Origin of the sequence: Cutibacterium nasicola (genome assembly GCF_051303185.1) — a bacterium.
Classification (GTDB): domain Bacteria; phylum Actinomycetota; class Actinomycetes; order Propionibacteriales; family Propionibacteriaceae; genus Cutibacterium.
Map to the genome: position 1 here is coordinate 40,956 of NZ_JBPPGE010000007.1, position 26,398 is coordinate 67,353.

Annotated in this window: 23 protein-coding genes and 4 tRNA genes; 11 read left to right on the forward strand and 16 right to left on the reverse strand. The window is 63.4% G+C overall.

Annotated features, from left to right (window positions below; all coding sequences use genetic code 11):
- Position 1: 1 nt before the first annotated feature.
- The 3 genes from ACSJJT_RS11120 to ACSJJT_RS11130 all read right to left on the reverse strand — a co-directional run bounded on the left by ACSJJT_RS11120 (position 2) and on the right by ACSJJT_RS11130 (position 2,016).
- Positions 2-700, reverse strand: a complete 699-nt coding sequence (locus tag ACSJJT_RS11120) for an ABC transporter ATP-binding protein (RefSeq protein WP_435918347.1) — start codon at positions 698-700, stop codon at positions 2-4.
- Entirely contained in the window at positions 694-1,056 is a 363-nt protein-coding gene (locus ACSJJT_RS11125; protein ID WP_435918440.1) for a hypothetical protein, read from the reverse strand. Before ACSJJT_RS11125 ends, ACSJJT_RS11120 begins: the two co-directional genes overlap by 7 nt.
- A gap of 72 nt (positions 1,057-1,128) precedes the next feature.
- Positions 1,129-2,016: a 1,4-dihydroxy-2-naphthoate polyprenyltransferase gene (locus ACSJJT_RS11130; protein WP_002515366.1), complete on the reverse strand. Its 888-nt coding sequence runs from the start codon at positions 2,014-2,016 to the stop codon at positions 1,129-1,131.
- Positions 2,017-2,220: 204 nt separating this feature from the next.
- Between ACSJJT_RS11130 and ACSJJT_RS11135 the strand changes: the two genes are divergently transcribed.
- From ACSJJT_RS11135 to dhaM, 4 genes are all read left to right on the forward strand, one after another.
- On the forward strand, positions 2,221-3,498 hold the full coding sequence (locus tag ACSJJT_RS11135) for an MFS transporter (RefSeq protein ID WP_435918441.1): 1,278 nt from the start codon (positions 2,221-2,223) through the stop codon (positions 3,496-3,498).
- Positions 3,499-3,588: 90 nt separating this feature from the next.
- Entirely contained in the window at positions 3,589-4,590 is a 1,002-nt protein-coding gene (gene dhaK, locus ACSJJT_RS11140) for a dihydroxyacetone kinase subunit DhaK (RefSeq protein WP_435918348.1), read from the forward strand.
- Positions 4,578-5,228 carry a dihydroxyacetone kinase subunit DhaL gene (dhaL, locus tag ACSJJT_RS11145; RefSeq protein WP_435918349.1) on the forward strand — a complete coding sequence of 217 codons (651 nt, stop codon included), beginning with the start codon at positions 4,578-4,580 and terminating at the stop codon, positions 5,226-5,228. Before dhaK ends, dhaL begins: the two co-directional genes overlap by 13 nt.
- Entirely contained in the window at positions 5,228-5,659 is a 432-nt protein-coding gene (gene dhaM, locus ACSJJT_RS11150) for a dihydroxyacetone kinase phosphoryl donor subunit DhaM (RefSeq protein WP_435918350.1), read from the forward strand. The genes dhaL and dhaM overlap by 1 nt, the downstream gene beginning before the upstream one ends.
- A gap of 99 nt (positions 5,660-5,758) precedes the next feature.
- Here dhaM and ACSJJT_RS11155 read toward each other — a convergent pair whose 3' ends face one another.
- A complete protein-coding gene (locus tag ACSJJT_RS11155) occupies positions 5,759-6,217 on the reverse strand; it encodes a deoxycytidylate deaminase (RefSeq protein ID WP_435918351.1) in 459 nt (152 codons plus the stop codon).
- 97 nt (positions 6,218-6,314) lie between these two features.
- Entirely contained in the window at positions 6,315-7,250 is a 936-nt protein-coding gene (locus tag ACSJJT_RS11160) for a cation diffusion facilitator family transporter (protein WP_435918352.1), read from the reverse strand.
- A 123-nt stretch (positions 7,251-7,373) separates the two neighbouring features.
- Here ACSJJT_RS11160 and ACSJJT_RS11165 point away from each other — a divergent pair, with 123 nt between their 5' ends.
- The gene (locus ACSJJT_RS11165; RefSeq protein WP_435918353.1) at positions 7,374-8,339 is read left to right on the forward strand and encodes a lactate/malate family dehydrogenase; all 966 of its coding nucleotides are present in this window, start codon (positions 7,374-7,376) and stop codon (positions 8,337-8,339) included.
- 49 nt (positions 8,340-8,388) lie between these two features.
- The gene (locus ACSJJT_RS11170) at positions 8,389-9,891 is read left to right on the forward strand and encodes a patatin-like phospholipase family protein (protein ID WP_435918354.1); all 1,503 of its coding nucleotides are present in this window, start codon (positions 8,389-8,391) and stop codon (positions 9,889-9,891) included.
- A 36-nt stretch (positions 9,892-9,927) separates the two neighbouring features.
- Here the strand turns inward: ACSJJT_RS11170 and ACSJJT_RS11175 are convergent, their stop codons facing one another.
- Both ACSJJT_RS11175 and ACSJJT_RS11180 read right to left on the reverse strand, forming a co-directional pair.
- Positions 9,928-10,707 carry an HAD-IIA family hydrolase gene (locus ACSJJT_RS11175; protein ID WP_435918355.1) on the reverse strand — a complete coding sequence of 260 codons (780 nt, stop codon included), beginning with the start codon at positions 10,705-10,707 and terminating at the stop codon, positions 9,928-9,930.
- A 131-nt stretch (positions 10,708-10,838) separates the two neighbouring features.
- A tRNA-Lys gene (locus ACSJJT_RS11180) sits at positions 10,839-10,912 on the reverse strand.
- Between the two features lie 466 nt (positions 10,913-11,378).
- Here ACSJJT_RS11180 and ACSJJT_RS11185 point away from each other — a divergent pair.
- The 4 genes from ACSJJT_RS11185 to ACSJJT_RS11200 all read left to right on the forward strand — a co-directional run bounded on the left by ACSJJT_RS11185 (position 11,379) and on the right by ACSJJT_RS11200 (position 13,566).
- A complete protein-coding gene (locus ACSJJT_RS11185; RefSeq protein ID WP_435918356.1) occupies positions 11,379-12,770 on the forward strand; it encodes a C40 family peptidase in 1,392 nt (463 codons plus the stop codon).
- Between the two features lie 161 nt (positions 12,771-12,931).
- Positions 12,932-13,004 (forward strand) — tRNA-Glu (locus ACSJJT_RS11190).
- Positions 13,005-13,357: 353 nt separating this feature from the next.
- Positions 13,358-13,431 (forward strand) — tRNA-Asp (locus tag ACSJJT_RS11195).
- Positions 13,432-13,492: 61 nt separating this feature from the next.
- Positions 13,493-13,566 (forward strand) — tRNA-Phe (locus ACSJJT_RS11200).
- A 348-nt stretch (positions 13,567-13,914) separates the two neighbouring features.
- Here the strand turns inward: ACSJJT_RS11200 and ACSJJT_RS11205 are convergent.
- The 9 genes from ACSJJT_RS11205 to ACSJJT_RS11245 all read right to left on the reverse strand — a co-directional run bounded on the left by ACSJJT_RS11205 (position 13,915) and on the right by ACSJJT_RS11245 (position 24,075).
- Positions 13,915-14,847, reverse strand: a complete 933-nt coding sequence (locus ACSJJT_RS11205) for a carbohydrate ABC transporter permease (RefSeq protein ID WP_435918357.1) — start codon at positions 14,845-14,847, stop codon at positions 13,915-13,917.
- On the reverse strand, positions 14,847-15,743 hold the full coding sequence (locus ACSJJT_RS11210) for a carbohydrate ABC transporter permease (protein WP_435918358.1): 897 nt from the start codon (positions 15,741-15,743) through the stop codon (positions 14,847-14,849). Before ACSJJT_RS11210 ends, ACSJJT_RS11205 begins: the two co-directional genes overlap by 1 nt.
- 175 nt (positions 15,744-15,918) lie before the next feature.
- On the reverse strand, positions 15,919-17,226 hold the full coding sequence (locus ACSJJT_RS11215) for an ABC transporter substrate-binding protein (protein WP_435918359.1): 1,308 nt from the start codon (positions 17,224-17,226) through the stop codon (positions 15,919-15,921).
- Between the two features lie 148 nt (positions 17,227-17,374).
- Positions 17,375-18,331: an alpha/beta hydrolase gene (locus tag ACSJJT_RS11220; protein ID WP_435918360.1), complete on the reverse strand. Its 957-nt coding sequence runs from the start codon at positions 18,329-18,331 to the stop codon at positions 17,375-17,377.
- Positions 18,332-18,346: 15 nt separating this feature from the next.
- Entirely contained in the window at positions 18,347-18,550 is a 204-nt protein-coding gene (locus ACSJJT_RS11225) for a DUF3073 domain-containing protein (protein ID WP_435918442.1), read from the reverse strand.
- 135 nt (positions 18,551-18,685) lie between these two features.
- Positions 18,686-19,753 (reverse strand): phosphoribosylformylglycinamidine cyclo-ligase, encoded by a 1,068-nt coding sequence (gene purM / locus ACSJJT_RS11230; RefSeq protein ID WP_435918361.1) that lies wholly within the window; start codon positions 19,751-19,753, stop codon positions 18,686-18,688.
- Positions 19,750-21,237, reverse strand: a complete 1,488-nt coding sequence (gene purF / locus ACSJJT_RS11235; RefSeq protein ID WP_435918362.1) for an amidophosphoribosyltransferase — start codon at positions 21,235-21,237, stop codon at positions 19,750-19,752. The genes purM and purF overlap by 4 nt, the downstream gene beginning before the upstream one ends.
- 70 nt (positions 21,238-21,307) lie before the next feature.
- Positions 21,308-22,555, reverse strand: a complete 1,248-nt coding sequence (locus ACSJJT_RS11240; RefSeq protein WP_435918363.1) for an MFS transporter — start codon at positions 22,553-22,555, stop codon at positions 21,308-21,310.
- A 176-nt stretch (positions 22,556-22,731) separates the two neighbouring features.
- Complete coding sequence (locus tag ACSJJT_RS11245; RefSeq protein WP_435918364.1) at positions 22,732-24,075, reverse strand: dipeptidase; 1,344 nt, start codon at positions 24,073-24,075, stop codon at positions 22,732-22,734.
- A 77-nt stretch (positions 24,076-24,152) separates the two neighbouring features.
- Between ACSJJT_RS11245 and ACSJJT_RS11250 the strand changes: the two genes are divergently transcribed.
- Positions 24,153-26,240 carry a chorismate-binding protein gene (locus tag ACSJJT_RS11250; RefSeq protein ID WP_435918365.1) on the forward strand — a complete coding sequence of 696 codons (2,088 nt, stop codon included), beginning with the start codon at positions 24,153-24,155 and terminating at the stop codon, positions 26,238-26,240.
- Positions 26,241-26,398: the final 158 nt, after the last annotated feature.

Genomic DNA, 26,398 nt, shown 5'->3' on the forward strand with positions numbered 1-26,398 from the left:
CTCATACCTCCTCGAGAACCCCGTCCTCCATGTCGAGAACCCGGTCGACATAGTCGCAGGCTCGCGGATCATGGGAGGACAGCAGGACTGCACGATCAGCACCGTCGGTGACGATGTGACGCAAGACCTTGAAGATCATGTCAGTATTGGCCCGGTCGAGCTGGCCAGTCGGTTCATCGGCGAGCACGATTCGATGACCGCCAGCAATCGCACGGGCGATCCCCACCCGCTGAGCCTGCCCACCAGACATCTCTGCGGGGCGACGATCTGCCAATTCAGCGACCCCCACCTCTTTGAGAGCATCCATGGCAATGGCCGCAGAATTTTTAATTTCACACGCCCGCAGGACAAGCTCAATATTCTCACGGGACGTAAAATCGGGGACGAGCCCATGATGCTGAAAAACCATCCCCATTTCATGAAGACGAATGGCGTCCCGTCGTGATTCTGAGATTTTCGTGATGTCCACTCCGTTGATGCACACCGTCCCGCGCAATGGAGACAGGAGCCCAGAGAGCACATTGAGCAGGGTTGTCTTTCCGGAACCACTCACTCCGCGAACGAGTATCAGCTCACCGGTGTGCAGCACAAGATCGACACCTTTGAGTACCTCGTCACCCTTGACATAGGAAACATGGACATCACTGGCCTTGAGGGGGTGAGCCACCCCCTCAAGGCCTTGTCGTTGCGATGTCAGCACCGATGACCCAATCCATAGGATGAGGCTTCATCATGATCTTTCCACCAGAACGACGAATCATTCGTCCACGGCTTATAATCCCAGCAATGCCCCTTCTGGTTTACATCATACCAAAATGCGGCACCATAAGGAGTCTGATTTTTTACAGAACTGAGAGAATCATTCTGATTTTTGTTAAAGTTATAGTAACCTACCTTAGTCTGTTTCGCAATGAGACCATGGAAATTCGAGTCGGCATACATTTCCAACGCAGCCTTCGACGGCGCCGGCGCTGCCGCCAAAACAGTGGCACCCATACACGCCGCCACGACCCCCACAACTATTTTCCTATTAACGGACATGGCTAAAGCCTCTATTCCTGATCGCCCGCTGCTCTGCGGCGCATGATACTTAGGTTACCTAACCTAAGACAGCCTGTCAAGAGTGGGTCACAACGGCCGATCCAGCATCGCCCCGACCAGAAATCCCACAGCGCACAGCAACTCCGCCAGCCCGGTGTTCTTGAGGACCGGCACCAGGGCCATCCCGGTGGCCTTCGTGGCCAAGGCCTTCACCGGGGAGACGAGCAGAATGACCATGAGCAGGCCCAGAAGGACCCACCAGGTCGACAGGGCCGCGACGACGATGACACCGACGCAGGCCAGGGCCACCAGCACGAGGTACAAGATCCGCGTCCCCTGATGGCCCAGCTTGGTGGCCACGGTGTGCTTGCCACTGACGCGATCACCGTCGATGTCGCGCAGATTGTTGGCCACCAGCACCGCACAGGCCATCGCACCGATGACACAGGCCGTCACCCAGCCAGCCGTGCCGACGTGATCGGCCTGGACGTACACCGTGCCGCCGACGGCGACCAGCCCGAAGAAGATGAAGACGAAGGTCTCCCCCAGGCCGGCATAGCCGTAGGGGTGTGAACCACCGGTGTAGAACCAGGCCGCAAGGATGCAGGCCAGGCCCACGATGATGAACCACCAGTGTCCAGTCATGATGGTGATGATGAGTCCGGCCACCGCCGAGACCCCGAAGCACGCGAAGGCAGCAGCTTCGACGTGCGAGGGTTCAGCGACTCCTGACCCGACCAGCCGCAGCGGACCAACCCGGTCCTCCCCGTCGGAGCCGCGAATACCGTCGGAGTAATCATTGGCGAAATTCACCCCGACGACGAGCCCCAACGCCACCACGAGGCACAGGGTGGCCAGTTCCCACCGCGCACCACCGTCGGCAATGGCGATCGCGGTACCCGCCACCACCGGAGCAATCGCGGTGGGGAGGGTACGGGGACGAGCCCCCTCTAGCCATTCGGCTGCAGTGGCCATGGACAACTCCCTGAGTCAGTGGTGGAGACGCGGATCGTGCGTCAGGCGGGCACCACACCGAAGGACTTCTCGGAACGTGCACCAGTGGCGACCATATCGCCGCTGCATGTCCAACCCGTATCTGCACCAGTGACAGAAACGATGGATAATCACAGATGCCCGATACCCCACTCGAGTTCGGCAGGAGTCGTCACCGTGAGAACCATGTTCGCCAGCCTGAGCATTCCGAATTATCGGATCTACTTCTCCGGCACTCTCCTGACGAACATGGGGCAGTGGATGGCCCGTACCGCCCAGTCGTGGCTGGTGCTCGTCATTTTGACCCACGGCAATGCGGCGGTGCTCGGTTGGGTGATGGCGGTGAACTTCGCGCCCATCCTGCTCGTCACGCCGTGGGCTGGCGCTTTGGCTGACCGAATGTCCAAGCGTCGCATCATGGTGACGGCGCAGATCGTTCTGGCGATTGACGCCGCGATTCTTTCCACCCTCGTCCTCACCGGGGCGGTGCGCCTGTGGATGGTGTTCGTCATCGCAGCCATGGATGGCCTCGCCGGCGCGTTCTACAGCCCGGCCACCCAGGCCTTCGTCTCCGAGCTCGTCCCACTGAAGAACCTGCCCAACGCCGTGAGCCTCAACTCTGCCTCCTTCAACGGCGCCCGCCTGCTCGGCCCTGGCGTCGGTGGCCTGCTCATCGCCGCCGTGGGAGTCGGCTGGGTGATGGCCATCAACGTCCTCTGCTTCATCGGGTTCATCACAACCCTGTTGTTCATCAGGGCTGACCGTCTCTACGTGTCCCCACCCTCAGCCGAGAAGGCACGGGTGCGCGACGGCGTCCGGTACGTCAAGCGTCGCCCCGACCTCGTCATCCTGTTGGCGATCGGGTTCATGATGGGAACCTTCGGCTTCAACTTCACCATCTCCGACGCCGTCATGGCCACCCAGGCCTTTGGCAAGGGATCCGGCGAGTACGGCCTGCTCGGTTCGCTCATGGGTATCGGCTCGATGGTTGCCGCTCTGGGAGCCGCTCGACGCAGGCCGCGGCTGCGCTGGGTCGAGCTCGCCCTGCTGGTCTACAGCGTCAGCATGGGTTTGTCGGCCCTGGCCCCGAACTACGGCACCTTCGCTGTCCTCAAGATGTTCGTCGGATGGGGTGCCATTTCGACCCTCATCACCGCCAATGCCATGGTGCAGACCTCGGTCATCCCGCAGATGCGTGGACGTGTCATGAGCCTGTGGGCCGCCCTGGTGATGGGTGGCACCCCGTTCGTCTCCCCGATCGTCGGATGGATCGGCAACGCCATCGGCCCGCGCGCCACGGTCGCATGGGGAGCCATCAGCCTGGGCATCACCTTCGTCGTCATCACCGCAGTCATCATGCACAACGACAAGATCCGGGTGGTCTTCGATCCCTCCAAGCGGGCGCCCTGGCTGCGTCAGGTGCGTGGCAAGGTGACGATCGACTACGTCCAGCAGACAAAGTGAGCCATACAGTCATGTGACGACAGGTGAACACAATCCACCATGTTCCCGACCCCCTCTGGAAATTCAGGGCCAAGATGGTTCACTGGTCCCATGAAGAAACTCATCAATGCCGTTGAGGACGTCGTCGTTGATTCCCTGCGTGGCGTGGCGGCCGCCCACCCTGATTGTCTGAAGGTCGATCTCGAACACCGTATCGTGCTACGCGCCGGCGGCCCGGTCAGCGGGAAGGTTGGCCTGGTCTCCGGTGGGGGATCCGGCCACGAGCCGCTGCACTCCGGCTATGTCGGCTGCGGAATGCTCGACGCCGCCTGCTGCGGCGAGGTGTTCACCTCCCCGGTTCCCGACCAGATCACCGAGGCCACCAAGGCCGTTGACGGTGGCGCCGGTGTGCTCCACATCGTCAAGAACTACACCGGTGACGTCATGAACTTCGACATGGCTGCCGAGATGGCGTCGATGGAGGCTGGCACCCGCGTCGAGTCCATCGTCATCGCCGACGACGTCGCCGTGCAGGACTCCCTGTACACCGCCGGTCGTCGTGGTGTGGGCCTGACGGTGCTGGCCGAGAAGATCCTCGGTGCCGCTGCCGAGGAGAAGCGCGATCTCGACGCCCTGCTCGAGCTCGCCAAGCGCATCAATGACGGTGGCCGCTCCTTCGGCGTCGCCCTGACGTCGTGCACCGTACCGGCAGCTGGCAAGCCCACCTTCGACCTCGGTGAGGACGAGATGGAGTCCGGCGTCGGTATCCATGGCGAGCCCGGTCGCGAGACCGTCACGTTGGGGACGGCCACCGACGTCGCTGCCCAGATCGTCGAGCCCATCCTGGCCGACCGTGACTTCACCGCAGCTCCCGTCATCGCCATGCTCAACGGCATGGGCGGGACCCCGCTCATCGAGCAATACCTGGTATGGGGAGAGGTCGCCAAGATTCTCGAGGGCAAGGGTGTCAAGGTTGCCCGCACCCTGGTCGGCAACCACATCACGAGCCTGGAGATGGCAGGATGTTCCCTGACCTTGCTCTCCGCTGACGACGACCTCCTGACGCTGTGGGACGCCCCGGTGGAGACTCCTGGACTTCGATGGGGATGCTGATGTCTGAAATTTCTGCCGCGACCGTTTCCAAGTGGCTCAAGGACTACTCGGCGGTCATCTCGGAGCACGCGACTGAGCTCACTGACCTGGACCGTCAGATCGGTGACGCCGACCACGGTTCGAACATGGCTCGTGGGATGACCGCAGTTGCCGCCCTCGACCCGCAATCCTTCGCCTCTGCCGCCGAGTTGCTCAAGAAAGCGGGGATGACGCTGGTGAGCACCGTTGGTGGTGCTTCCGGCCCGCTGTACGGCACTTTCTTCCTGCGCCTGTCGACGGTCATCACGACTGACGGCGAGCCCACTGCTCAGCTGCTCGCCGACGCCCTTGATGCTGGCTTGGCCGGCATCGTGGCCCGCGGTAAGGCCGAGGTCGGCGACAAGACCCTGGTTGATGCGCTGTCCCCCGCTGTTGATGCTGCCAAGAAGGTTGCCGCCGACGGTGGTTCCGCCGCCGACGCCCTCGCCAAGGCAGCCGAGGCTGCCAATGAGGGCCGCGATGCGACCATCGAGATGGTGGCTCGTCGAGGCAGGGCGTCCTATCTTGGAGAACGAAGCAAGGGGCACCAGGACCCCGGAGCCACCTCCATGGCCCTGCTCCTGGAGTCCACGGCACGCTACCTGTCAGGAGCTGAATGATGAGTGAACCGAACCAGGGTGTTGGAATCGTCATCGTCTCCCACAGCCGACCGCTGGGACGTGCTGCAGCCGACCTTGCCTCCCAGATGCTGCCCGGTCCGGACACTCCGCCCATCGAGGTTGCCGCCGGTCTCGACGACACCACCCTGGGCACCGATGCGGCTGCCGTGAGCTCCGCCATCGAGAGGATTGGTAGTTGCAACGGGATACTCGTACTGGTGGATCTGGGATCGGCGATTCTGTCGGCTGAGATGGCCCTGGAATTCCTCGACCCCAAGATCGCCAGCAAGGTGAAGATCTCCACCGCCCCGTTGGTCGAGGGGGCTGTCGTCGCGGCCGTCATGGCGTCAACGGGAGCCGAGTTGGAGGCCGTCGCCTCCGAGGCCGAGAAAGCCCTGGAGCCAAAGATCTCCCACATTTCCAACGAGTGAGTCTGCATTCAGGGAAACGGTGGTGTCCAGTTCATCCGGGCACCACCGTTTCGCGTCCCATGAGTGCCCCTGAGGCGCTCCGGGGCGACCACGACACCGTCACAACTCCCAGTTGACCAGCCCGTCCTGGTCGAACTCGCCGTCCGGCCACACCGCCCTCACCACGCCCGCAGCCGCGAGTGCCTTGCGGCATCCAGGGCATGGCTTGTCGGTGACGTAGGCCGTCGCCCCGGCAGTGTCGCGGGTGGCGAAGAGAAGTGCATTGACCTCGGCATGGATGGCGATGCAGAACCCCGGGGAACCGGGAACGTCGTAGTCGGAGAAGGCGGGTACTTCTCCGTACCCCAGTCGGCCACGCGGGCAGGCTCCCTCCAGGCAGTCCGGGCGGCCGGGAGCGGCACCGTTGTAGCCCGTGGCGATGATGCGGTGTTGGTGGACGAGGAGGGCCCCAACGCGACGACGGGTGCACTTGGCCCGAGCCGCGACGGCCTCAGCTATGCCCAGGAAATACTCGTCCCAATCGGGCACCGTCACGACCTCGCCGTTGGCCTCGGCCATCTCGGGCTCCTCTCGTTCGTCCGTCGTTGCGCATCTGCCAGACACTTCTGTGTCGAACCACCACGACTGACCCTAGTCGTGCCAGGCCTCCGTGGAATCAGACGTCCATGTCCTCATAGGAGCGGGGGTCCTCGATCGGCTCCAGGTGGCCGTTGACCCGCATCTCAGGCCACTCATCGAGGATCTCGTCAATGAGGTCCTCCATGGCGTCATGGCCCTGCTTGACCGTCCACGACCCCGGCACGAGCATGTGGAACTCGAGGAAACGGCGGTATCCGGCCTCCCGGGTACGCACCGCGTGGAACGTGATGTGGTCGCTGGAGTGGGCGTCCAGGAAGTCCCGAATTGCCTGGTTGTCCTCCTCGGGCAGGGAGACGTCAAGCAAGGCCGTGGCGGACTGGCCGACGAGCTTGACCCCGGTGACGAGAATGTTCACGCCCACTGCGAAGGCCACGATCGGGTCAAGCCGCTGCCATCCGGTCAGCCAGACCAGACCGACTCCGGCCAGGACTCCGACCGACGTCCACACGTCGGTCAGCAGGTGTTTTCCGTCGGCGATGAGGGTCATGGACCGACGCTGTCTGCCGTTCTTGAGCAGTACCCATGCGACCACCCCGTTGACGACCGAGGCCAGCACCGAGATCAGCAGGCCGATGCCGGCATCCTCGATAGGTCGGGGGTGGATGAACCGCTGCACGGCGGTGTAGATGATGACCGCAGCCGCGATGAAGATCATCATCCCCTCAGCACCGGCAGAGAAGTACTCGGCCTTCGAGTGCCCGAAGTGATGTTTCTCGTCCGGCGGACGGATCGACACCTTGAGGGCAACCAGGGCGATGACCGCGGCGACGAGGTTGACGAGGGATTCCGCGGCGTCCGACAGGAGTCCGACCGACCCGGTGATACGCCAGGCGAGGACCTTCAGCAGGATCGTCACAGCGGCCGCAGCGATCGAAAGCCATGCGAAACGGCTGAGATCGTCTGGCGGTTGGTGTCGCGGCGGTGCCTCGGAGATGTCGGGAATTGTCGTCACTCAGACATTCTCAGCCCGTCCTGTGTTCTGCGCAAAGAACGGGCGTTGGCGACACGCCGCATCGATGAATCGGTCGAGGTGCATCATGGATGGACACAACGAGGATGATCGAAGGAGTTCGCAATGCCTGTCAAGCCACACACGTTGGGGATCATCGGAGTCGGTCGGGTCGGGGAAGCGGTGCTCTTCGACGCCATGGCAAGTGGATTGTTCGGTCGCATCGTCCTCCTCGACGTCAAGGAGAGAGTGTCTGAAGGCCAGGCTCTCGACCAACACCACGCCACCGCCGTCCCCAACATGCCCAACACAACGGTGATTGCCGGCACTCACGACGACCTGGCGGACGCCGACGTCATCGTCATCGCCGCTGGACCGTCCATCGATCCGGCCAAGGGTCCTGCCACCGGCGCCGACCGCCGCGAACTGGCAGCCACGAATGGCCAGATCATACGTGAGATCATGACCGAGATCACCAAGCGTAACCACGACGTCGCCGTCATCATCTGCTCCAACCCGCTGGACGCCAACGTTCACATCGCCAGCACCGAGTTCGATCACCCGCAGGGGCTCGTCATGGGCACCGGCACCCTCCTGGACTCAGCGCGGATGTGCCGTCTCATCGCAGACCATGTCGGTGTGAACCCGCAGTTCGTGCGCGGTTACATGATCGGCGAGCACGGTCCGTCGGGATTCCCGCTCATCAGCGGGGTCAATGTCGGTGGCGTGAGCTTCGACGACCTTCCGCGGGTCTTCGGCGTCGGTCCGCTGGATCCCGAAGACATCGCCATCCGCACCAACAATGCCGGAACCGACGTCTTCAACCTCAAGGGCTGGACGAATGCCGGAGTCGGCCAGGCCGCGATGACGATCGCGCGAGCCATCGTGCGTGACGAGCGGTCCCTCTACCCGGTCTGCACCACCCTGCACGGCCACTACGGCCACGACAGTGACGTCTCCATGAGCACCCCGTGCATCATCGGGGCCCACGGCGTCGAACAGATCGTTGAGGTGCCGCTGGACAACTGGGAACAGGAGCACCTGGACACCACGATCAAGACCATCCAGGAGACCATCGCAGCTGCCTCCTGAGGGTGACCGGTCGTGCCATGAAGTCAGCTGTGGCCCGTAGGATCGAGCCATGGAACTCCCCTCATGGCTCGGCATTCCCACTCTCGCATTCGGGCTCGGAAGCCGAACCCCCCAGCAGGGGCTCGTCCTTGCTGGAGGTGGGTCCAAGGCCTCCTTCCAGATGGGGGCGCTGCGACATCTCTATGACGTCGTCGGCATCGCCCCCACCGCCATGGTGGCGACCTCAGCCGGATCGATCGTGGCCTGTACCCTGGCTCAATGGACCGATCCCGCCAAGCAGGCGGCGGCACTGCGTCAATTGGAGACGATGTGGCTGGAGATGACTGGCCAGTCCGACATGTTCACCCCGCGGGCGTGGTTCGCGAGGCTGTTGGAGAAGGGCCCGGAATGGATGTCCCTGCTCAATCGGGAGGCTGCCAAGGCCAAGAGCCCGCGCCCGTGGATGAGCCTGCCCTTCCACCGAGGTGGGCAGGAGACGAAGGTCCCCGACCCGGCAGAACCGGTCGCGGGTCGCGACGACGACCGTCTCACCGGCCAGGCGTGGACCCTGGAGATCGCCACCCGTGATGACCCCATTTCCACCGATTCCTGGACACCGGGCGTCGTCCTGCAGCTGTTGTCCACCCTGTCGCGACTGAGCCTGGACGGCGGCGACATTTCCACCATCGTCCGTGGGGCCGAGACCTCCGCCTCGACGTACCGCGCCGGCCCCATCCTCGCCAAGCTTCTCGACAGGGACTTCTTCAAGTCAGAGTTGCTGGCCACCTCAGGAATGTCGGTACGCATTGCCACCGTCGCCCTGGAATCCGGGGAACTGCGCTACATGACCGAGTCCGGGGAGCTTGTCGACCGGGACAACAACCCCATCGGTTCCTCGACCTTCGACGTCTCCCGTGGCGTTCTCGCATCGTGCTCGATTCCTGGGGTGTTCCGTCCGGTCGACCTCGACGGGGAGCACTACGTTGACGGCGGTCTACGGGAGAACGTGCCCGCCGAGATGGCGATCGGTCACCTTGGCGTCACGAACCCATATGTCATCACGTGCTCGCCACAGGGGGTGAGCAGGGAATCTGATTACGGCTCGCGCAACATGCTCGACCTGGTGACCAGATCGGTGTCGATCCTCACCGACGAGACCGAACGCGACGAGGTCGCCTATGCCCTCAACGCCGGTGCCGTCGTCATCGGCCCGGAAATCTCCGTTCACGACTCCATGACGGTCGATCCTGGTTTACTACGCATCAACCGGGATTACGGATGGATGTGCTCGGCCGAGAAGCACGTCAAGGCCAGTTCTGATGCCCATGAGCTCATCAAGGATACGGTTCGCACTCGCGTGCGTGGCTGGGAGTTGGAGCAGGCCTGGCTCAAGGAGGAGGCGACCCGTGACGAGATGAACGAGATGCAGCACGTCAAGGATCATCTACGCGACGTCGCGACTCGGCTACCCCTCGACCTGGCTCCCGAGGGGATCGATACGTGGGGATACGTCCTTGAGGGCCACGGGCACCCGAGCGCTCCGGAGGACGTCGTCATCCCCTGGCAGGTGTGAGGACGTTCAGCACCGTCGCAGTGTCAGATGACCACCTCAGATGAGCTCGTGAAGGTCTGCCACCGAGTCCAGAATGATGTTCGGACGGTAGGGGTACTGGTCGACGTCCTCACGCCTGGTGATGCCCGAGAGCACCAAGACGGTCAGCAGGCCAGCCTCCATACCGGCAACCATGTCGGTATCCATTCGGTCACCAATCATGGCGGTCTTCTCGGAGTGGGCCTCGATGCGGTTCAGGGCGGAGCGGAACATCATCGGGTTGGGTTTTCCGACGATGTACGGCTTGTGCTTCGAGGCAGCCTCGATCATCGACGCGACGGCGCCAGTGGCAGGCAGTGGGCCTTCCTTGCTCGGGCCAGTGGCATCTGGGTTGGTGCAGATGAACCGTGCACCGTCGACGATGAACCGGACGGCCTTGGTGATGGCCTCGAAGGAGTAGGTACGGGTCTCTCCGAGGACGACGTAGTCGGGGTCGGTGTCGGTGAGGATGAACCCGGCTTCGTGCAGGGCTGTCGTCAGGCCGGCCTCGCCAATGACGTAGAGGCGGGCACCGGGGTGCTGGTCAGCCAGGAAGTGCGCGGTGGCGAGGGCCGAGGTCCAGATGTTGTCCTCCGGCACCGTCAGACCCGAAGCCTGCATCCGAGCGGCCAAGTCGCGCGGAGTGAAGATGGAATTGTTGGTCAGGACCAGGAATCGCTTCGAGGTGTCGACCCATCGATTGATGAGATCGCTGGCGCCAGGCACCTCATGGTTCTCATGGACGAGCACGCCGTCCATGTCGGTCAGCCAGCACTCGATGTCTGCAGGATCTCTCATGGGGCCAACACTATCGAGAGGCGGGCTTGCGCAGGAAGGATGCGAGGCAAAGAGAACCTCTGTGCACCTGGGGGCCACAGGTGCGACACGATATCCACCACACGGCAACCATCAGGTTCCCTGTGGACCGGTGCCCCCACTGGGACTCGAACCCAGGACCCGCGGATTAAAAGTCCGCTGCTCTAACCAACTGAGCTACGGGGGCTCTCTCAGTGTAGCGAGGCTCCCATGTCAGCGCGAGGTTGACCGGAGACCCTGCCACTGTCGGAGGTCTGTCCAACATGGCTTCCGCAAGGCCTGACGATGCCTACTTGCAAACGTCAACCACGACTTCAGAGTTGGCAGAAACCCTGCGACGTGCCGTCCTGTTGCCGCCCTCCTTCGGCATCCTTGTCAGTACCAACAGCATCACCCCTAGTCAGCGCAGAGTAAGAGTCCCTTGGTGACTCTCTTGAATCTCGAATAACATCTTTGACATTCTCAGCCCCTTCTCGGCGTGTCCCGTTGACGTGGGCAGAACGATCCTTCAGCTGAGTGGACGAAACCGTTTTCGCCGCCTTGAATGACCTTGTCACGCGAGGTGTTCCTGGCTGGGTCGGTGGACGGATCCGGGGAAGAGTCAGGAGCGTCCTACACGGAGGCGGGTCCACACGCCGGAAGGAGTCAGTTCCATGGGTGTAGTGCGCCCGATTCGGGCCGGGGTCGCAACTCTGGCCACCGCTGGTCTCGCAATCGGCGGCAGTCAGTTCTTCGCCCCCCAGGCGCAAGCCTCCAAGACCGCAGTCATGGCCCGTGTGTCGGCTCGCACCGCCGTCAACATCAGGTCCCAGGCAGGCACCCACGGAAAGATCCTGGGCGTGCTCGAGAAGGGCCAGCAGCTTAATCAAACCGGCACCCCGGTGCATGGCTGGGTTCCGGTTGCCTACCGTGGCCACACGGCTTACGTTGACCACCACTACCTGTCATCGGTCGCCTGGCGACCTTCGACCTCGAGCCCCTCCGCATCCAGCTCGCCAGTTGGGTTCGCCCAGGCAACGACGTACGTCCATGTCCGCGCAGGGCACTCCATGCAGGCCGCCAAGGTGGGGATGCTCTCCCCCGGCGAGAAGGTCGGCGTCACCGGACGTTCCTCAGGAGGATTCAGCGAAGTCGTCTACAACGGGGTTCACCGTTGGGTCGGGTCGCGCTACCTGAGCACCCATGCCGTCCCGCCCGCACCGAAGCCAGCGGCGGCACGTCAATCGGCCAGGACCGTCTACACCACAGCCAACCTCAACCTACGAACCAGCGCCTCCATGAGCGCCTCCATATACACATCCGTCACACGCGGCACCGCCCTCACCACCACCGGAAACACCACCTCCGGATGGACCCAGATCACCCACCGCGGACGCACCCTGTGGGCCTCCACCCGATACCTCACCACCAACACCCGACCCACACCGAAACCAGCGGCGGCACGTCAATCGGCCAGGACCGTCTACACCACAGCCAACCTCAACCTACGAACCAGCGCCTCCATGAGCGCCTCCATATACACATCCGTCACACGCGGCACCGCCCTCACCACCACCGGAAACACCACCTCCGGATGGACCCAGATCACCCACCGCGGACGCACCCTGTGGGCCTCCACCCGATACCTCACCACCAACACCCGACCCACTCCAGCCCCCGGGCCCACGCCCAGCCCTTCTGTCTCACCCAGTAGGGCCCGGGCCGCCATTGTCAACTATGCGAAGGCGCAGGTGGGTAAGCCCTACATCTGGGGAGGCGAGGGCCCAAACGGCTTCGACTGCTCCGGCCTGGTGATGAAGGCCTACCAGCAGGCTGGAATTGATCTGCCCCATTACTCAGGGGCACAGGTCGAGCGTGGCCATCGCATTTCCTTGGACGAGATCCAGCCGGGCGACCTCTTTGCCCGACCGGGTGGCGGTCACGTCGCCATCTACGTCGGTAACGGGCAGATCGTGGAAGCAGCGAACCCCAGTGCTGGAGTGCGCCTCACCTCCATCCGCTCCTCGTTGTACCCACTTCGCATTGACTCAAGCATCCTCGACTGAATCACCACAGCGTCGGCAACCCCAGGGGGTTGCCGACGTCTGTCATTTCTGATGTGCTGCGACCCCGTCGGCCAGAATGCCGAGTCGACGATTTCTCGCCTGCGATGGGACCCAGATATGATGGTCCAGTTCAACGGTTGCCATTGGTCGGCCTCCGCTGAGTCCCGGTCGTCCAGAGGCCTAGGACACCGCCCTTTCAAGGCGGCAACGCGGGTTCGAATCCCGTCCGGGATACGTCCACGAGCCCCGTACCGAATCCGGTACGGGGCCTTTTCATGTTCCACAGACGTCTGATGTACACACTCCCCCTCACGTCTCCCCTCGTCTTCCAGACGGCCACAGCCCTCGACACAGTCTGACCATCCACCGTTCGGGGTCCGTTCCGCACCACCTCCACCCCGAACCCACCTCACGGTATTCGCTCACAGAGAACGTCACACTCCAGGAACGACCCCCGAGAGAATGGGCAACGCCCCTGGTCAACGGGCTTTTGACGGCTGCTTCCTGACTCGATTTCCCTTCTGTCCCACAAACTTGCTATATTTTTCGAGCTGCCTGAGGCAGCGGTCAGGACTCGGAAGAGTCAAGGCCCCGTAGCGCAGTTGGTTAGCGCGCCGCCCTGTCACGGCGGAGGTCGTGGGTTCAAGTCCCATCGGGGTCGCTGAAGCGGTGATGAGTTCATCACCGCTTTCGTGTTCACGAGACGTTTGCATGGACACGATGGCCGGGTAGCTCAGTTGGTAGTAGCGTTCGCCTGAAAAGTGAAAGGTCACCGGTTCGACCCCGGTCCCGGCCACCCCAAAGGGTGTTCTGCCATGCTGCGGCCCCTCAACTTGCGCCTGATCCGTCTCCTGGCCATGCTCTGACCGGCCCTGTGGCGTCATGACTCCCCGTCCTGCCTGGATCCTCGGTACCCACACGTTGCCGCATGGTGCCCAGCGGGTTCAATGTCGTCTACCAAGGCGGCTCGGGAACCTCGACACCCGTGAACTTCATCAGTCCGTGTACCAGTCTCTGGCTTCCAGCATCCGAAGTCCTCGACATGGTCCGATTCCGAACAAGGACCACGAGCGTCTGCCGCTACCGCTTCGCAACCAGCGTCGCTGCCCTCCTCCAAGATCTGACAGCCCCGGGATACAGCGAATCACTTCACTGATCCGCTCATGAGACCGGACACGAAATACTTGCCCAAGGCGATGTACACCAGCAGGGTCGGCAGGCAGGCGACGAGCACGCCAGCCATGATCTGCGGATAGTTCGGGTTCTGTCCGGACGCCAGCGCGTTCAGGCCGAAGGTGACCGGGCCGTTGTTCTGGTTCGTCAGGAACAGTGCGAAGAGGAAGTCATTCCATGCACTGGTGAACTGCCAGATGAGGGTCACGACGAATCCGGGAATGGACACCGGAAGCACGATCCTGGCGTAGGTCGAGATCGTGGCAGCGCCGTCCACCCGAGCTGCCTCGATGATCTCCGAAGGCACTGCGGTGGCGTAGTAGTTGCGGAAGATCAGCGTGCAGATCGGGATTCCGTAGACCACGTGGCACAAGATCAGAGTAGGGACACCGGCGAACCACGGCACTCCCTGCTGGATGTCCAGCATCATGCCCGACAGCGGAATCATGATGGCCTGATAGGGAATGAACATTCCGAACAGGAACAGCACGAAGATGACGTGGGATCCAGGGAACGTCCACTTCGCGAAGACGTAGCCGTTCAGGGATCCCAGGATGGCTGAGATGACGGCTGCCGACACTGCCATGACGAGAGAGCGCCCCAGGGCCGGTGCGAGGGCGTCCCAGGCGGCCTGCCAGCCACCCACCGACCACACCCGGGGCAACGTCCACGCAGTTGATTGATCGTAGCCGGAAGGCGTCTTGAAGCTCGTCACGAGCAGGGCATAGGCAGGAGTCAGCACGAGTACCGCGAAGAACGCCAGAAGGACGTACCGGACCGCACTCATGGTCTTCTGGGCAGAGGTGCGACGACGACGGCGCCTCGGCAGGTCGGGCAAGGCATCACCGGACAGGGTGGAATCGGGGGGCATGTCGGCCCCACCCGGAAGCACCGTGGTGGTCATCAGCGTCCTCCCTTCTCGGTGCGGTTGGTGTAAATCAGGTAAGGTACGACGACCACGGCCACGATGACCAACAGGATCGTCGCGTTGACGGCGGCAGCCGTCGGGTTGTTGAGCTGGAACATCTGCGTCCACATCAGGGTGGCCGGCACCTCAGCCGTGTAGGAGCTCTGGCCGGCGATGGCGTAGATGAGGTCAAACATCTTCATCGACATGTGGCCGACGATGATGAGGGCACTCAGGGCGATGGGCGAGAGCTGGGGGAACAGCACGTTCCAGTAGAGCTTGAACTCGGAGGCGCCGTCGACCCGCGCAGCCTCACGCTGGTCCACGGAGATGCCTCGGAATCCAGCCAGGAAGAGAGCCATGATGTAGCCCGAGAGCTGCCAGATCGCCGGGATGGCCATAGCAGCCATGTTGAACTTTCCGGATGAGTACCAGGACGACTGCAACCCCGGCATTCCCAGGTGGACGAAGAGTTGGTTGAGGCCGGTGGCCTGGCCATCCTTGGCCGGGGACAACAGCCACCTCCAGATGACGCCGGCAGCCACGAAGGAGACGGCCATCGGGAACAGGAACACCGACCGGAAGAAGCCCTCGCCGGTGACGCCCTGTTCCAGCAGCAGGGCCCACAACAGTCCGAACACCATGGTTCCGGCAACGAAGACCACCGTCAGAACCAGGAGGTTCCACATGGCGTGCTGATAGCGGTCGTCGGCCAACAACTGAGAGTAGTTCTCCCAGCCACCAGGCGCCTTGATGCGTCCCGACTTGGTCTTGACCCGAGCCAGCGAAGTGAACACGGTCTTTCCGATGAAACCGTAGACGAAGACACCCACGAGGATGATTGACGGCAACACGAGGAGAAAGCTCGGAAGCCAGCGCCTCACTCTTTTCATGATGACATCTCCCGGATTCTGGGGGTGAGAAGCACGGCACAGTGCTCTGAAGACATGCCCGAACTCCTGACGCCGTCCCACCACGGGAGCGACCCGACGTCAGGAGCAGTACCTCCGGCATGGTGTGGGGCCCGCCAGCGCAGGCCGCACACCAGTCACGCCGGAATCAGACGGCTCACTTTCCGTACCTGTCGTGTGCGGCCGCCAAGGAGGAGGCCAGATTGTCGGTGTTCTTGTCCTGGTAGAACTTGCTCATCGCGGTGTTGATCTCGGAGCTCCAGGCCAGCGAGACAGCAGCGCCGTGGGCTATCGAGGAAACCATCGGCAGCTCCTTGAAGTCCTTCATGGCGTCCTGCTGGTAAGTGCTGAATCCGTCAGGCTTGACGTCGGTACGGGCCGGGATCGATCCCTTGATCTTGTTGAACGACTCCTGGGCCTCGGCAGAACCGACGAAGCGCAACCAGTCCCTGGTGGCCTCGGGGTTCTTCGTGCCGGCCGGCAGGGTGAAGGAGTCGGCCAGGAAGTCGTAGACGATCTCCTTGCCGGGCACCGCGAAAGCCGTGTAGTCGGTACCGTACTTCTTGCCCTTCATGTCGAACTCAGCAACGGCCCAGTCACCCATGACGTTGTAGGCGGCCTTGCCAGAGGCGACCATGTCGGTCGCGGCTGGCCAGTCATCACCATCGGAAGCGGTGTTGGTGAAGGTGAGGACCTTCTTGTAATCCTCGATGGCGGTCTTGACCTCGGGGCTGTCCCACGTGCCGTCCGCGGTGAACAGCTTGTTGTAGCCGTCGGCACCCAAATCGGCGGCCAGGATGGACTCGAAAAGCTCGGTCTGGGTCCAGGTGCCACCGATGGACAACGGAGTGGCGACGCCGGAAGCCTTGACCTTCTCCATGTCGGCGATCCAGCCCTTGACGTCGTCCGGGGTCTTGGTGATACCGGCCTTCGTGATCAGGGCGGAGTTGGCCCACACGACGTTGGCGCGGTGGATGTCGACCGGCACCGAGTAGATGTGCCCCTCAACGGTCAGCCGATCGGTGAGGGTCTTCGGGAAGACCGACTCCCCACCGAGCTCCTTGATGATGTCGTTGACGGGCTCGATCTGCTCGTTGTCGATGTAGTCGGTCAGTTCAGCGCCCGCGTGGCCCTGGAAGGAACCTGGCGGGTTGCCGTTCTTGAGGTCGGAGGCCAGCTTGGCCTTGGCGTTCGAGCCGGATCCACCAGCGACGGCCAAGTTCTTGAACTTGTCGTTCGGGTACTTCTCGGCGAACACCTTCTCGAGGGCGTCGAGACCCTTCGCTTCGGAGCCGTCGGCCCACCAGGTGAACACACCGACCTCGCCACCGGCACCTCCTGCCTTCGGAGTCGACGAGGACGTCGTCGACTCCTTGCCCCCGCTCTCGTCAGTCGTGGTCGAGCTGCAGCCAGCCAGGACGAGCATCGACGCCGTCGCGAGGGCTGCGATCTTCTTCGCGAACATTCCAAACCTCCGTGTGGTTCGGTCAGACCCCGTCCCACGGCCCCAGTGCCGTGGAGTTGATCTGCACCTGCTGGGCGACACTGCCCAGCAGGGAGAAGTTTGGCACAAAAATGTCAGCACCGCCCAGAAAACTGGTGGATGTGAGATTTCACGCCAAATATGCGCCTACCCACCGGCCCATCTCCGCAAAGACGCTAGCTCGCACTGACGGCGCGGAAAGCACCAGGTCGTGCAGTCCACCCCTGATACGGACCAGGGTGAGATGACGTCCCAGATTGACCGAGGCACGGGCCAACCTCTCGACGTCGAGAACGGTGTCAGCCGACGCCATCGACGGTTTCCAGGTCGCGGACAGGTCACTGCGGTCCGAGATCAGCACCAACATCGGGACGTCGATGTGAAGTCCTCGGGCCACCTTCTCGTGACCGTCAAGGATGGCAGCCAGCCAGCCAGCACGAGTGACGAATGGTGCCCAGGAAGGATCCTTCACCTCGGGAACGTCCCACTCGCCGCCGAACTCGCGACGGATGGTGTGACCGAAGTTGTCCCGTGACGGAATGGGCAGCACCGTGGTGGGCTCCGCGATGCGCACTGACCGGGCCAACGGTCCAGCCAGCGCCCGGGTGAGGAATGATCCCTGCAGGTCGATCCACGGGGAGTTGAGAATGACCCCGTCAACACGTCCCGGGTGACGTGAGACCCACAACGGCACGGTGAGCCCCCCGGTGGAGTGGCCCATCATCGTCACCGAGTCGTGGTCGACGCGCAGCAATGACACCGCTGCGTTGATCTCCTCGTCGTACTCGGCAAGGTCACGCACCCAGCCAGCCATCTGGCCAGGGACAAGATTTCGTCCGTACCGACGCAGGTCAAGACCGATGAAGTCATATCCCCAGCTCTCCACTGCCTCGGCCAGGTGAGCTTGGTAGAAGCAGTCTGACCAGCCGTGGACGTAGAGCATTGCACGACCTTGACGTGGCTGACGACGGCGCACCACACTGGCAGTCAGAAGTCCGTCGGGGTCACCGACGGACTTGACCGCATGCGGGAGCCCGATCCGGGCATATTCAAACCCGTCGATCAGAGGGTCGTTGAGCCACCTCATGGCCGCATTACCGGCTCAGTCGTCCTCGCCGTAGTGGGCGTACTTCTCGGCAAGATCGGCATACTCATCAGACAGGCCGTCCTCGTCATGAGGATCCTCCCGCTGACGAATGTCGCCTCTTAGCTCTCGCTCCAGTGATTCGAGATCCATGTCCACCGAACGATACTTCAGATCGCGGGCAACCTTGGTCTGTTTCGCCTTTGCACGGCCGCGCCCCATGTGGGTCGACCCCCTCGCTTCATCAATAGCGGCTTTGCCGCCCAAAATCATCAACTGTCGTGGGGCACAGGCTACCCGAGCGACGACCTCGGTACCAAAGTGAGCCACCGCAAGTTTCATTTCCGGGCGAACGGCCTAGCGGCGAGGATGGCTCGAAACCAGCACCGCCCCCGGTTCGTCGAGTCCGCCACGACGGGAAACATGACCGCATTGCCATGCGGAAAGACCGCGACCGGCGAGCAGCTCAATCGCCTCGGGAATGTTCGCCTCTGGCATGATCACGACCATCCCGACCCCCATGTTGAGGGTTGCCTCGATATCAGGTTGTGAGATGTCGCCCACCTGCTGGACGAGGTTGAAGATCGGGGCAGGAGCCCATGTCGACCGGTCGACAGTAGCGGCGAGATCGTCGGGTAGAACGCGAGCAAGGTTGTTGGCCAGTCCCCCGCCTGTGACATGACTCATGGCGTGTACCTCAACATGACTGATGAGGGCCAACAGGTCAGATGCGTAGACGGTGGTGGGCTCAAGGAGCTCCTCGCCGAGGGTGCGCCCCAGGTCGTCGACGTGACGGTCGAGACCCCAACCCGCGTCAGCCAGCAGCACCTTGCGGACCAGCGAGTAGCCGTTGGAGTGCAAGCCCGAGGAGGCCACCGCCAGCAGGGCATCGTCGTCCTGAACCCGCTGCGGACCGAGGATCCCTTCGTACTCGACGGCTCCCGTGGTGGCACCTGCGACGTCGTACTCGTCAGGGGCCAACAGGCCGGGGTGCTCGGCCGTCTCGCCGCCGAGCAGCGAGCAGCCGGCCTTGGCGCAGGCGGCGGCGATGCCCTTGACAACGTTGGCGATCCGGTCCGGATCGACGTGACCACAGGCGACGTAGTCGGTGACGAACCACGGCTGCGCACCCACCACGACGAGATCGTCAACGAGCATGCCCACCAGGTCGAAGCCGATGGTGTCGTGGACGTCCATGGCCTGGGCGATGGCGACCTTGGTACCGACACCGTCAGTCGAGGTGGCGAGCACCGGATGGCGGTACTTCCCCAGCGCGGAGGCGTCGAAGAAACCAGCAAAGCCTCCCAGGCCACCGAGAACCTCCGGACGACGGGTGGCTGCCACGTGGGCCTTCATGAGGTCGACGGCACGCTCACCGGCCTCGATGTCGACGCCGGCGCGGGCGTACGCGGACTCGTTGCTCACTGCTTCTCCTCATCGGGATCGGTAGGGGTGGTGACGGCGACGACGTCTCGCGCGGAGGTGGGCACCTGCACGGGGTAGACACCGTCGAAACAGGCCCGGCACAGGTTGTCAGCGTCGACGTGGGTGGCTCGGATGAGGCCCTCAAGGCTGACGTAACCCAGAGAATCGGCGCCAATGGATCGACAGATGTCCTCGACCTCCAGTCCGGGGGCGATGAGCTGGGCACGGGTGGCGAAGTCGATGCCGTAGAAGCAGGGCCATTTCACCGGCGGCGAGGAGATGCGCACGTGCACCTCGGCAGCACCCGCCTCGCGCAACATCCGGACGAGTTGACGCTGGGTGTTGCCGCGCACGATGGAGTCGTCGACGACGACGATGCGGCGTCCCTCGATGACGTCCCGCAACGGGTTGAGCTTGAGACGGATGCCAAGGTTGCGCAGGGTCTGGGAGGGCTGGATGAAGGTCCGACCGACGTAGGAGTTCTTGACCAGACCCATGCCGTAGGGAATACCGGACTCGTCCGCATAACCGATAGCAGCCGGGGTGCCGGACTCGGGCACCGGGATGACGAGGTCAGCGTCGACGGGGTGTTCCTGGGCCAGGATCTTGCCGATCTTGACCCGCACGTTGTGGATGCGTCGTCCGGCAATGACGGTGTCGGGCCGGGCCAGATAGACGTACTCGAAGATGCAGCCCTTGGGACGGGCCTCGGCGAAGTGACTGGTGCGCAGACCGGCGGCGTCGATGGCGATCATCTCACCGGGCTCGATCTCGCGAACGAAGGTGCCCCCGACGATGTCGATGGCGGCAGTTTCGGAGGCGACCACCCATCCGCTGGGGAGGCGTCCCAGCACAAGCGGCCTGATGCCCTGCGGGTCACGAGCGGCGCACAGGGTGTGGTCGTCCATGAAGACGAGACTGAAGGCCCCCTTGAGGTGAGGTAGCACCTGGGTGGCGACTTCTTCAAGGGTGCCGTCGTAGGTCGTCATGAGGGCGGTGACGAGCGAGGTGTCGTTGCTGGAGTCCATCCGGTCCTTGTGAGGAACGTCAGTGCTCGGAGCGCGCTCGGCGATGAGGGCCTCAAGGGCGTCGGCGTTGGTGAGGTTACCGTTGTGGGCCAAGGCGAGGCCTCCACCACCCTGACGAGAGCGGAAGGTCGGCTGGGCGTTGTCCCAGACGCTCGCGCCTGTCGTCGAGTAGCGGGTGTGGCCGACGGCCATGTGGCCCCGCAGGGAGTTCAGGGTGGCCTCGTCGAAGACCTGGGAGACCAGCCCCATGTCCTTGAAGACCATCATTCGGCGACCGTCCGACACCGCCATGCCAGCGGATTCCTGGCCTCGGTGTTGCAGGGCATACATGCCGAAATAGGTGAGCTTGGACACCTCTTCACCGGGGGCATAGATCCCGATGACGCCACAAGCGTCCTGGGGTCCGTGATCCTGGGGATCGAGGTCTGCGGTAAGCCTTCCGTCTGCGCACGGCACGAGGCCACGGTATCGCACAATGGCCGAGGGTGGCTGTGGAACAGTTGTCAGGAGCGTCAGGGCGCAGATCTCAGCCCCTGGCCGGGGTCACCTTGCCGGCCACCAGGACGGCCAGCAGGGTCGCCGCGACACCGACGCCGAACGTCACCGCATAGGCCGGCGTGGCACCTCCCCGATCGGCGAGACGTCCGGCCATCGTCGTCCCGAAGGCATAACCCAGGCTGTTCATGGCCGCCATGAGGGTCATGACGGTGCCGATCCGTCCGGCGGACGCGGCGCGCTCCGCAACGCTGAAGAGGGTAATCATGTACGGCGCCGCAGCCACACCGAGGACGATCAGGGCCGGGACCAGCGGACCGAGGTGATGGACGATGAGCAGCGGGGCCGCGAACACCGCCAGTCCCAGGGCGAAGAACTTCCACCGTGCGACGAGGTCCAGACGACGTGCCAACCTCGGCAGGGCCAGGCCGGCGGCCGCACTACCCACCGACAGCAGGGCGTGCAGCAGACCCGCCAGGCCAGGTCGTCCCGTCTGCGTGGCAAGACTGGTAGTTCCGGTCTGGACGGACCCGAAAACCATGCCCATGAAGATCATGCCGACGCAGGTGGCCAACACACCGGCGGTGAGCAGCGGACCAGGAGCACGACGTTGCGCCGGGGTCGAGACCCCCTGGCGGTCGGTCCCGGCGCGGTGACCCTCGACGAGTTTCGACGTCGGGTCCAGGGCGAACCAACTGCCCAGCACCACCAACATCGCACCGGCGACGACGAGGCCAGGGACGGGACCCGCAATCACCGCGAGGATGCCGACCATGGCTGGTCCGAGGGCGAAGGAGGCCTCATCAATGGACCCCTCCCATGCGAAGGAGGTTTCCAGCACCCCTGCTTCGATCTTGGGATTTGCTGCTCCCATGGCACGCCAGCGAACCCGCGCCATGGTGCCGATCTGAGGCAGGAAGAATCCCGCCACTCCGCCGATGGCGGCCACGATCGGCCACACTGCCCCCATCGCGGCAACCACTCCCTCGGCGGTCAGGGCGAGTCCACCGACCAAGGACTGCACCAACAGCACCGTGCGCTGACCATGACGGTCGGTCAGGGCGCCGAAAATGGGAGAGCCGATGGCGATGGCCAGGGCGACGATGCCCGCAGCCAGACCACCAGGGCCCAGCCGCCCCGAGACCTGTGGGCTGGACACGAGCAACAGGGTGCCCAGCTGGCTCATGGCCAAGGGCAGACGAGCCAAGGCGGAGACGGTGACGAAGGTGCCGCCTGGCAGGGAGAACAGAGTTCGGTAGCTCACGGAGCCGGAGGACATGGGCGGGCCTCTCGATGACGGGGACAAGTGGCTGTCCGCGTCTGCCCACCCTTCTGACGCGAGCCCCGGTGATCGTCACTCAGACGGGGCAACTGCCCGCCGAACGTCCCAGGCCCTGCCTACCGGCACGACCGGAGGCAGGGCCATTCTACGCGGGAACACCCTTCAGCGGAACTTCACTCAGCCAGGCCGGCGAGCATGAGGGCCTCGGTGAGGATGGCCTTGCGGAAGTCACCCAGGTGCAGGGACTCGTCGATACCATGCATGCGCGATTCCGGATCGGTGACGGCCGTCACCAGAACGGTGGCCTGCGGGAAGGCATTCTGCAGATCGGTCACCAACGGGATGGCACCGCCGGTGCCCATCTCGACGGGCTCCTGACCCCAGGCCAGCTTGAAGGCCTCGTTGGCAACCTCGGCGCGCTCACCGGTGAAGGGGACGACACCCGGCTGGCCAAGCTGGCCGGGTGTCACCTTGACGTGGGCGCCGAACTCGACGTGGGACTCCAGATGCTTGACGAGAGCTTCCATGGCCTCATCGGCGTCCTGACCAGGGGCGACGCGCAGGCTGATCTTGGCACGGGCGGTGGCTGGCAGGATGTTGATGGCGTCGGCAACCGGGGTGGCGTCGATGGCGATGACGGTGACCGACGGCTTGGTCCACATCTTCTCGACGGCGCGTCCCTGACCGACCCACTGGACTCCGTCAAGGACACCGGTCTCCTCGCGCAGACGGTCCTCCGGGTAGTCCAGCTGCGGGCCGGCAAATCCCTTGAGCCCGTCAACGGTGACCTCACCGGTCTCGTCATGCAGGGTCGCAATGAGGCGGCACAGAGTCGTCAGGGCGTCGGGAACGATGCCGCCGAACTGACCGGAGTGCAGCGCGTGGTCGAGGGTGGAGACCTCCACGACGCAGTCAACGACGCCACGCAGGGTGGTCGTCAAGGAGGGCACGACCTGGGTCCAGTTGACCGAGTCGGCGATGACGATGACGTCAGCGGCCAACTCCTCCTTGTGGTTGGCGATGATGGCGTCCATGGACGGGGAGCCGATTTCCTCCTCACCTTCGACGAAGAGGGTGACGCCAACCGGGGGCTTGCCGTCGAAGGCACGGATGGCGGCCAGATGGGCAGCGACGCCACCCTTGTCGTCAGCAGTGCCACGCCCGAAGAGACGTTCTTCCTTGGTGGTGGCCACGAACGGGTCGGTGTGCCACTCGTCGGGGTTGCCGGTGGGCTGGACGTCACCGTGGGAGTACAGCAGGACGGTGGGCTTGCCCTCGGGGGCTGGCCAGTGGGCGATGACAGTCGGCAGTCCATCATTCTCGGTGATGACGTTGACGTCTGCGGCGCCAGCCTCCTTGGCCGCAGCTGCGACGAAGTCGGCTCCGGACCTCACGTCGTCGGGTCGCTGGGAACTGACCGACCGGACTGCGACGTGACGGGTGAGCTGTTCCACCGCATCGTCGAAACCGGTATCCACTTTGGCAGACAGGTCCTTGAAAGCATGAGAAAGATCCATGGTCAAAGTGTAGGAGTGCGAGTCCTCGTTCGTATCAAGCAATGGCACTCTTGAGAGGCCACCCAGGGAGGTCCCGCGTGATCCTACTTGTCGACAACCATGACTCCTTCACCTTCAACCTCGCGCACCTGTTGGCCCAAGTCAGCGGTACAGCGCCGGTGGTGGTACGCCCCGAAGACATTGAACGGGACGGGGTTTTCCACCGGCTGGCTGACGGCGAGTTCGATCACGTGGTCATTGGACCAGGACCTGGTTCTCCGCTCACCGAAGCGGACTTCCATGTTGCTGGCCAGGTCATTGATGCTTCCGCCAGGCTCCCCCTGCTTGGGGTATGTCTCGGTCACCAAGGTCTTGGGCTGCGCCACGGTGCTCAGCTGCAGGCAATTCGGCCACGTCACGGTGTCGTGAGCCAGATTCATCATTCGGGACGCGGGATCTTCACCGGATTGCCACAGGACTTCGAGGCCACTCGGTATCACTCGCTGTGCCTGTCGGCACTGGGCGATGACACTTTTGAACACGCTCGCGCCGAGGATGGCACCATCATGGCGTTCAAGGTTGCAGATCGGCCGCACTGGGGTGTGCAGTTCCATCCCGAATCAGTGATGACACAGGTGGGGGCCCAACTCGTCGCCAACTTCTTGGCGATCGGCCACCCCCACTGCACAACGGTGTCTGGCGACTTGGCGTCGAAAAATCGCAGCCCCAGCTGTCCTCCTTCACGCACGATCCTTCAGACCCCGGCGAGGTGGGAAATATGCCACCGTGAGGTCGACATCGATCTCGACACGGAAGCTACCTTCGCCGCACTGGCTGGTGACGTTGACGCCTTTTGGTTGGACTCGGCGGCCGCACGCGACGACACCGGTCGGTGGAGCATCATGGGCACGGCGGCGGGATCGGCGTCGGAGGTGATCAGTTACGACGTCAACACGAATACGTTGCTGGTCAATGGGCGATCCGAGCCTGGTGATGTGCTGGGGTTTCTGGCACGCCGTCTTGCGGAAGGAGCGACGAGGCCGAAGCTCGGTGACATCCCGTTCACTGGCGGCTACGTCGGCTTCCTGGGCTATGAGTGCAAGGCGTTGACCTTGGGGCCGAACGCGCACCGCAGCGACATGCCCGACGCGATGTGGCTGCGCCCGGCAAGCTGGATTGCCTATGACCATGACGAGCAGCGCGCCACTCTACTGGCTCTGGTGGACCACGACGCGCCACACCGTGACGAGACTGCTGATCTGCTTGACACGTTGGCTCTGGCGTTGGTGGCTCGCCGAGGACCTGATGAACCACCAAGCCCGCCGATCAGCGTTCCTGCTGGGTCGTGGCGGCTGAGCTGCGAGGCGTATCAAGACCGGACCCTCACGATTCAGCGGGCGTTGGCTCGCGGCAACTCGTACGAGGCCTGTCTCACCGACACGTGGACTTCCAGGTGCGACGTGAACGGCTGGAAGCTGTACCGGGCGCTACGACGTCGAAATCCGGCTCCCTACGGCGCGTACCTTCGGTTCAGCAACCCGAACCTCGAGGTGTGCTCCTCCTCCCCGGAACGGTTCTTGCGAATACGTGACGGCATCGTCGAGTCCGCACCGATCAAGGGGACGATGGCCCGCTGTGGTAACCGTGTCGAGGATGCCCAACGCGTCATTGATCTGCGCACCGACGCCAAGAACCGCGCCGAAAACCTCATGATCGCCGATCTGGTGCGCAATGACCTGTCGCGGGTGTGCCAGCCCGGCACGGTGGAGGTGCCGCACCTGATGAAGATCGAGTCGTACGCGACGGTGCACCAGATGGTGACCACGGTGCGCGGACAGTTGCGCGGGGATGTCGGGCTGGTCGACGTGCTGCGAGCCACGTTCCCTGGTGGGTCGATGACGGGGGCACCCAAGGAACGATCCGTGGAGATACTGGACAGTTTGGAGGCTGGCGCCCGAGGAATCTACTCGGGGGTGCTGGGCTACCTCGGGTTCGATTGCACTGCCGACCTCAGCATTGTCATTCGGACGCTGGTCCGGGCCGGGGCGGGGGTCTCGGTCGGTGCCGGTGGCGCGATCGTCGCCGCATCCCAGCCTGACGAGGAGTGGTGCGAGAAGAACCTCAAGGCGGCGGCCCCATTGGCGGCCCTCTCTGAGGCGAGGCAAAGGTCCTCGCGTAGCCAATAATCGTGAGGAGACGATTACCACACGCGGTGGCAGACGGAACACCGTCTGGTCCATAAGATCGTCGACCAGGAGATCCGCATCGCAAGGTGTCTTTGTCACAGCGGTACATGAGCATGACCCGCATGAACGCCACAGCTCTTGGGCAGCACCACTCGCCG

Excerpts from the sequence above, each read along its gene's own strand:
- ACSJJT_RS11165 (WP_435918353.1), top strand. The coding sequence starts at position 7,374 with ATGCCTGTCAAGCCACACACGTTGGGGATCATCGGAGTCGGTCGGGTC.
- ACSJJT_RS11240 (WP_435918363.1), bottom strand. The coding sequence starts at position 22,555 with ATGTCCTCCGGCTCCGTGAGCTACCGAACTCTGTTCTCCCTGCCAGGC.
- ACSJJT_RS11135 (WP_435918441.1), top strand. The coding sequence starts at position 2,221 with ATGTTCGCCAGCCTGAGCATTCCGAATTATCGGATCTACTTCTCCGGC.
- ACSJJT_RS11155 (WP_435918351.1), bottom strand. The coding sequence starts at position 6,217 with ATGGCCGAGGCCAACGGCGAGGTCGTGACGGTGCCCGATTGGGACGAG.
- ACSJJT_RS11245 (WP_435918364.1), bottom strand. The coding sequence starts at position 24,075 with ATGGATCTTTCTCATGCTTTCAAGGACCTGTCTGCCAAAGTGGATACC.
- ACSJJT_RS11185 (WP_435918356.1), top strand. The coding sequence starts at position 11,379 with ATGGGTGTAGTGCGCCCGATTCGGGCCGGGGTCGCAACTCTGGCCACC.
- ACSJJT_RS11175 (WP_435918355.1), bottom strand. The coding sequence starts at position 10,707 with ATGAGAGATCCTGCAGACATCGAGTGCTGGCTGACCGACATGGACGGC.
- ACSJJT_RS11205 (WP_435918357.1), bottom strand. The coding sequence starts at position 14,847 with ATGACCACCACGGTGCTTCCGGGTGGGGCCGACATGCCCCCCGATTCC.
- ACSJJT_RS11225 (WP_435918442.1), bottom strand. The coding sequence starts at position 18,550 with ATGGGGCGCGGCCGTGCAAAGGCGAAACAGACCAAGGTTGCCCGCGAT.
- dhaM (WP_435918350.1), top strand. The coding sequence starts at position 5,228 with ATGAGTGAACCGAACCAGGGTGTTGGAATCGTCATCGTCTCCCACAGC.
- ACSJJT_RS11170 (WP_435918354.1), top strand. The coding sequence starts at position 8,389 with ATGGAACTCCCCTCATGGCTCGGCATTCCCACTCTCGCATTCGGGCTC.
- ACSJJT_RS11220 (WP_435918360.1), bottom strand. The coding sequence starts at position 18,331 with ATGAGGTGGCTCAACGACCCTCTGATCGACGGGTTTGAATATGCCCGG.
- ACSJJT_RS11130 (WP_002515366.1), bottom strand. The coding sequence starts at position 2,016 with ATGGCCACTGCAGCCGAATGGCTAGAGGGGGCTCGTCCCCGTACCCTC.
- dhaL (WP_435918349.1), top strand. The coding sequence starts at position 4,578 with ATGGGGATGCTGATGTCTGAAATTTCTGCCGCGACCGTTTCCAAGTGG.
- dhaK (WP_435918348.1), top strand. The coding sequence starts at position 3,589 with ATGAAGAAACTCATCAATGCCGTTGAGGACGTCGTCGTTGATTCCCTG.
- ACSJJT_RS11215 (WP_435918359.1), bottom strand. The coding sequence starts at position 17,226 with ATGTTCGCGAAGAAGATCGCAGCCCTCGCGACGGCGTCGATGCTCGTC.
- ACSJJT_RS11210 (WP_435918358.1), bottom strand. The coding sequence starts at position 15,743 with ATGAAAAGAGTGAGGCGCTGGCTTCCGAGCTTTCTCCTCGTGTTGCCG.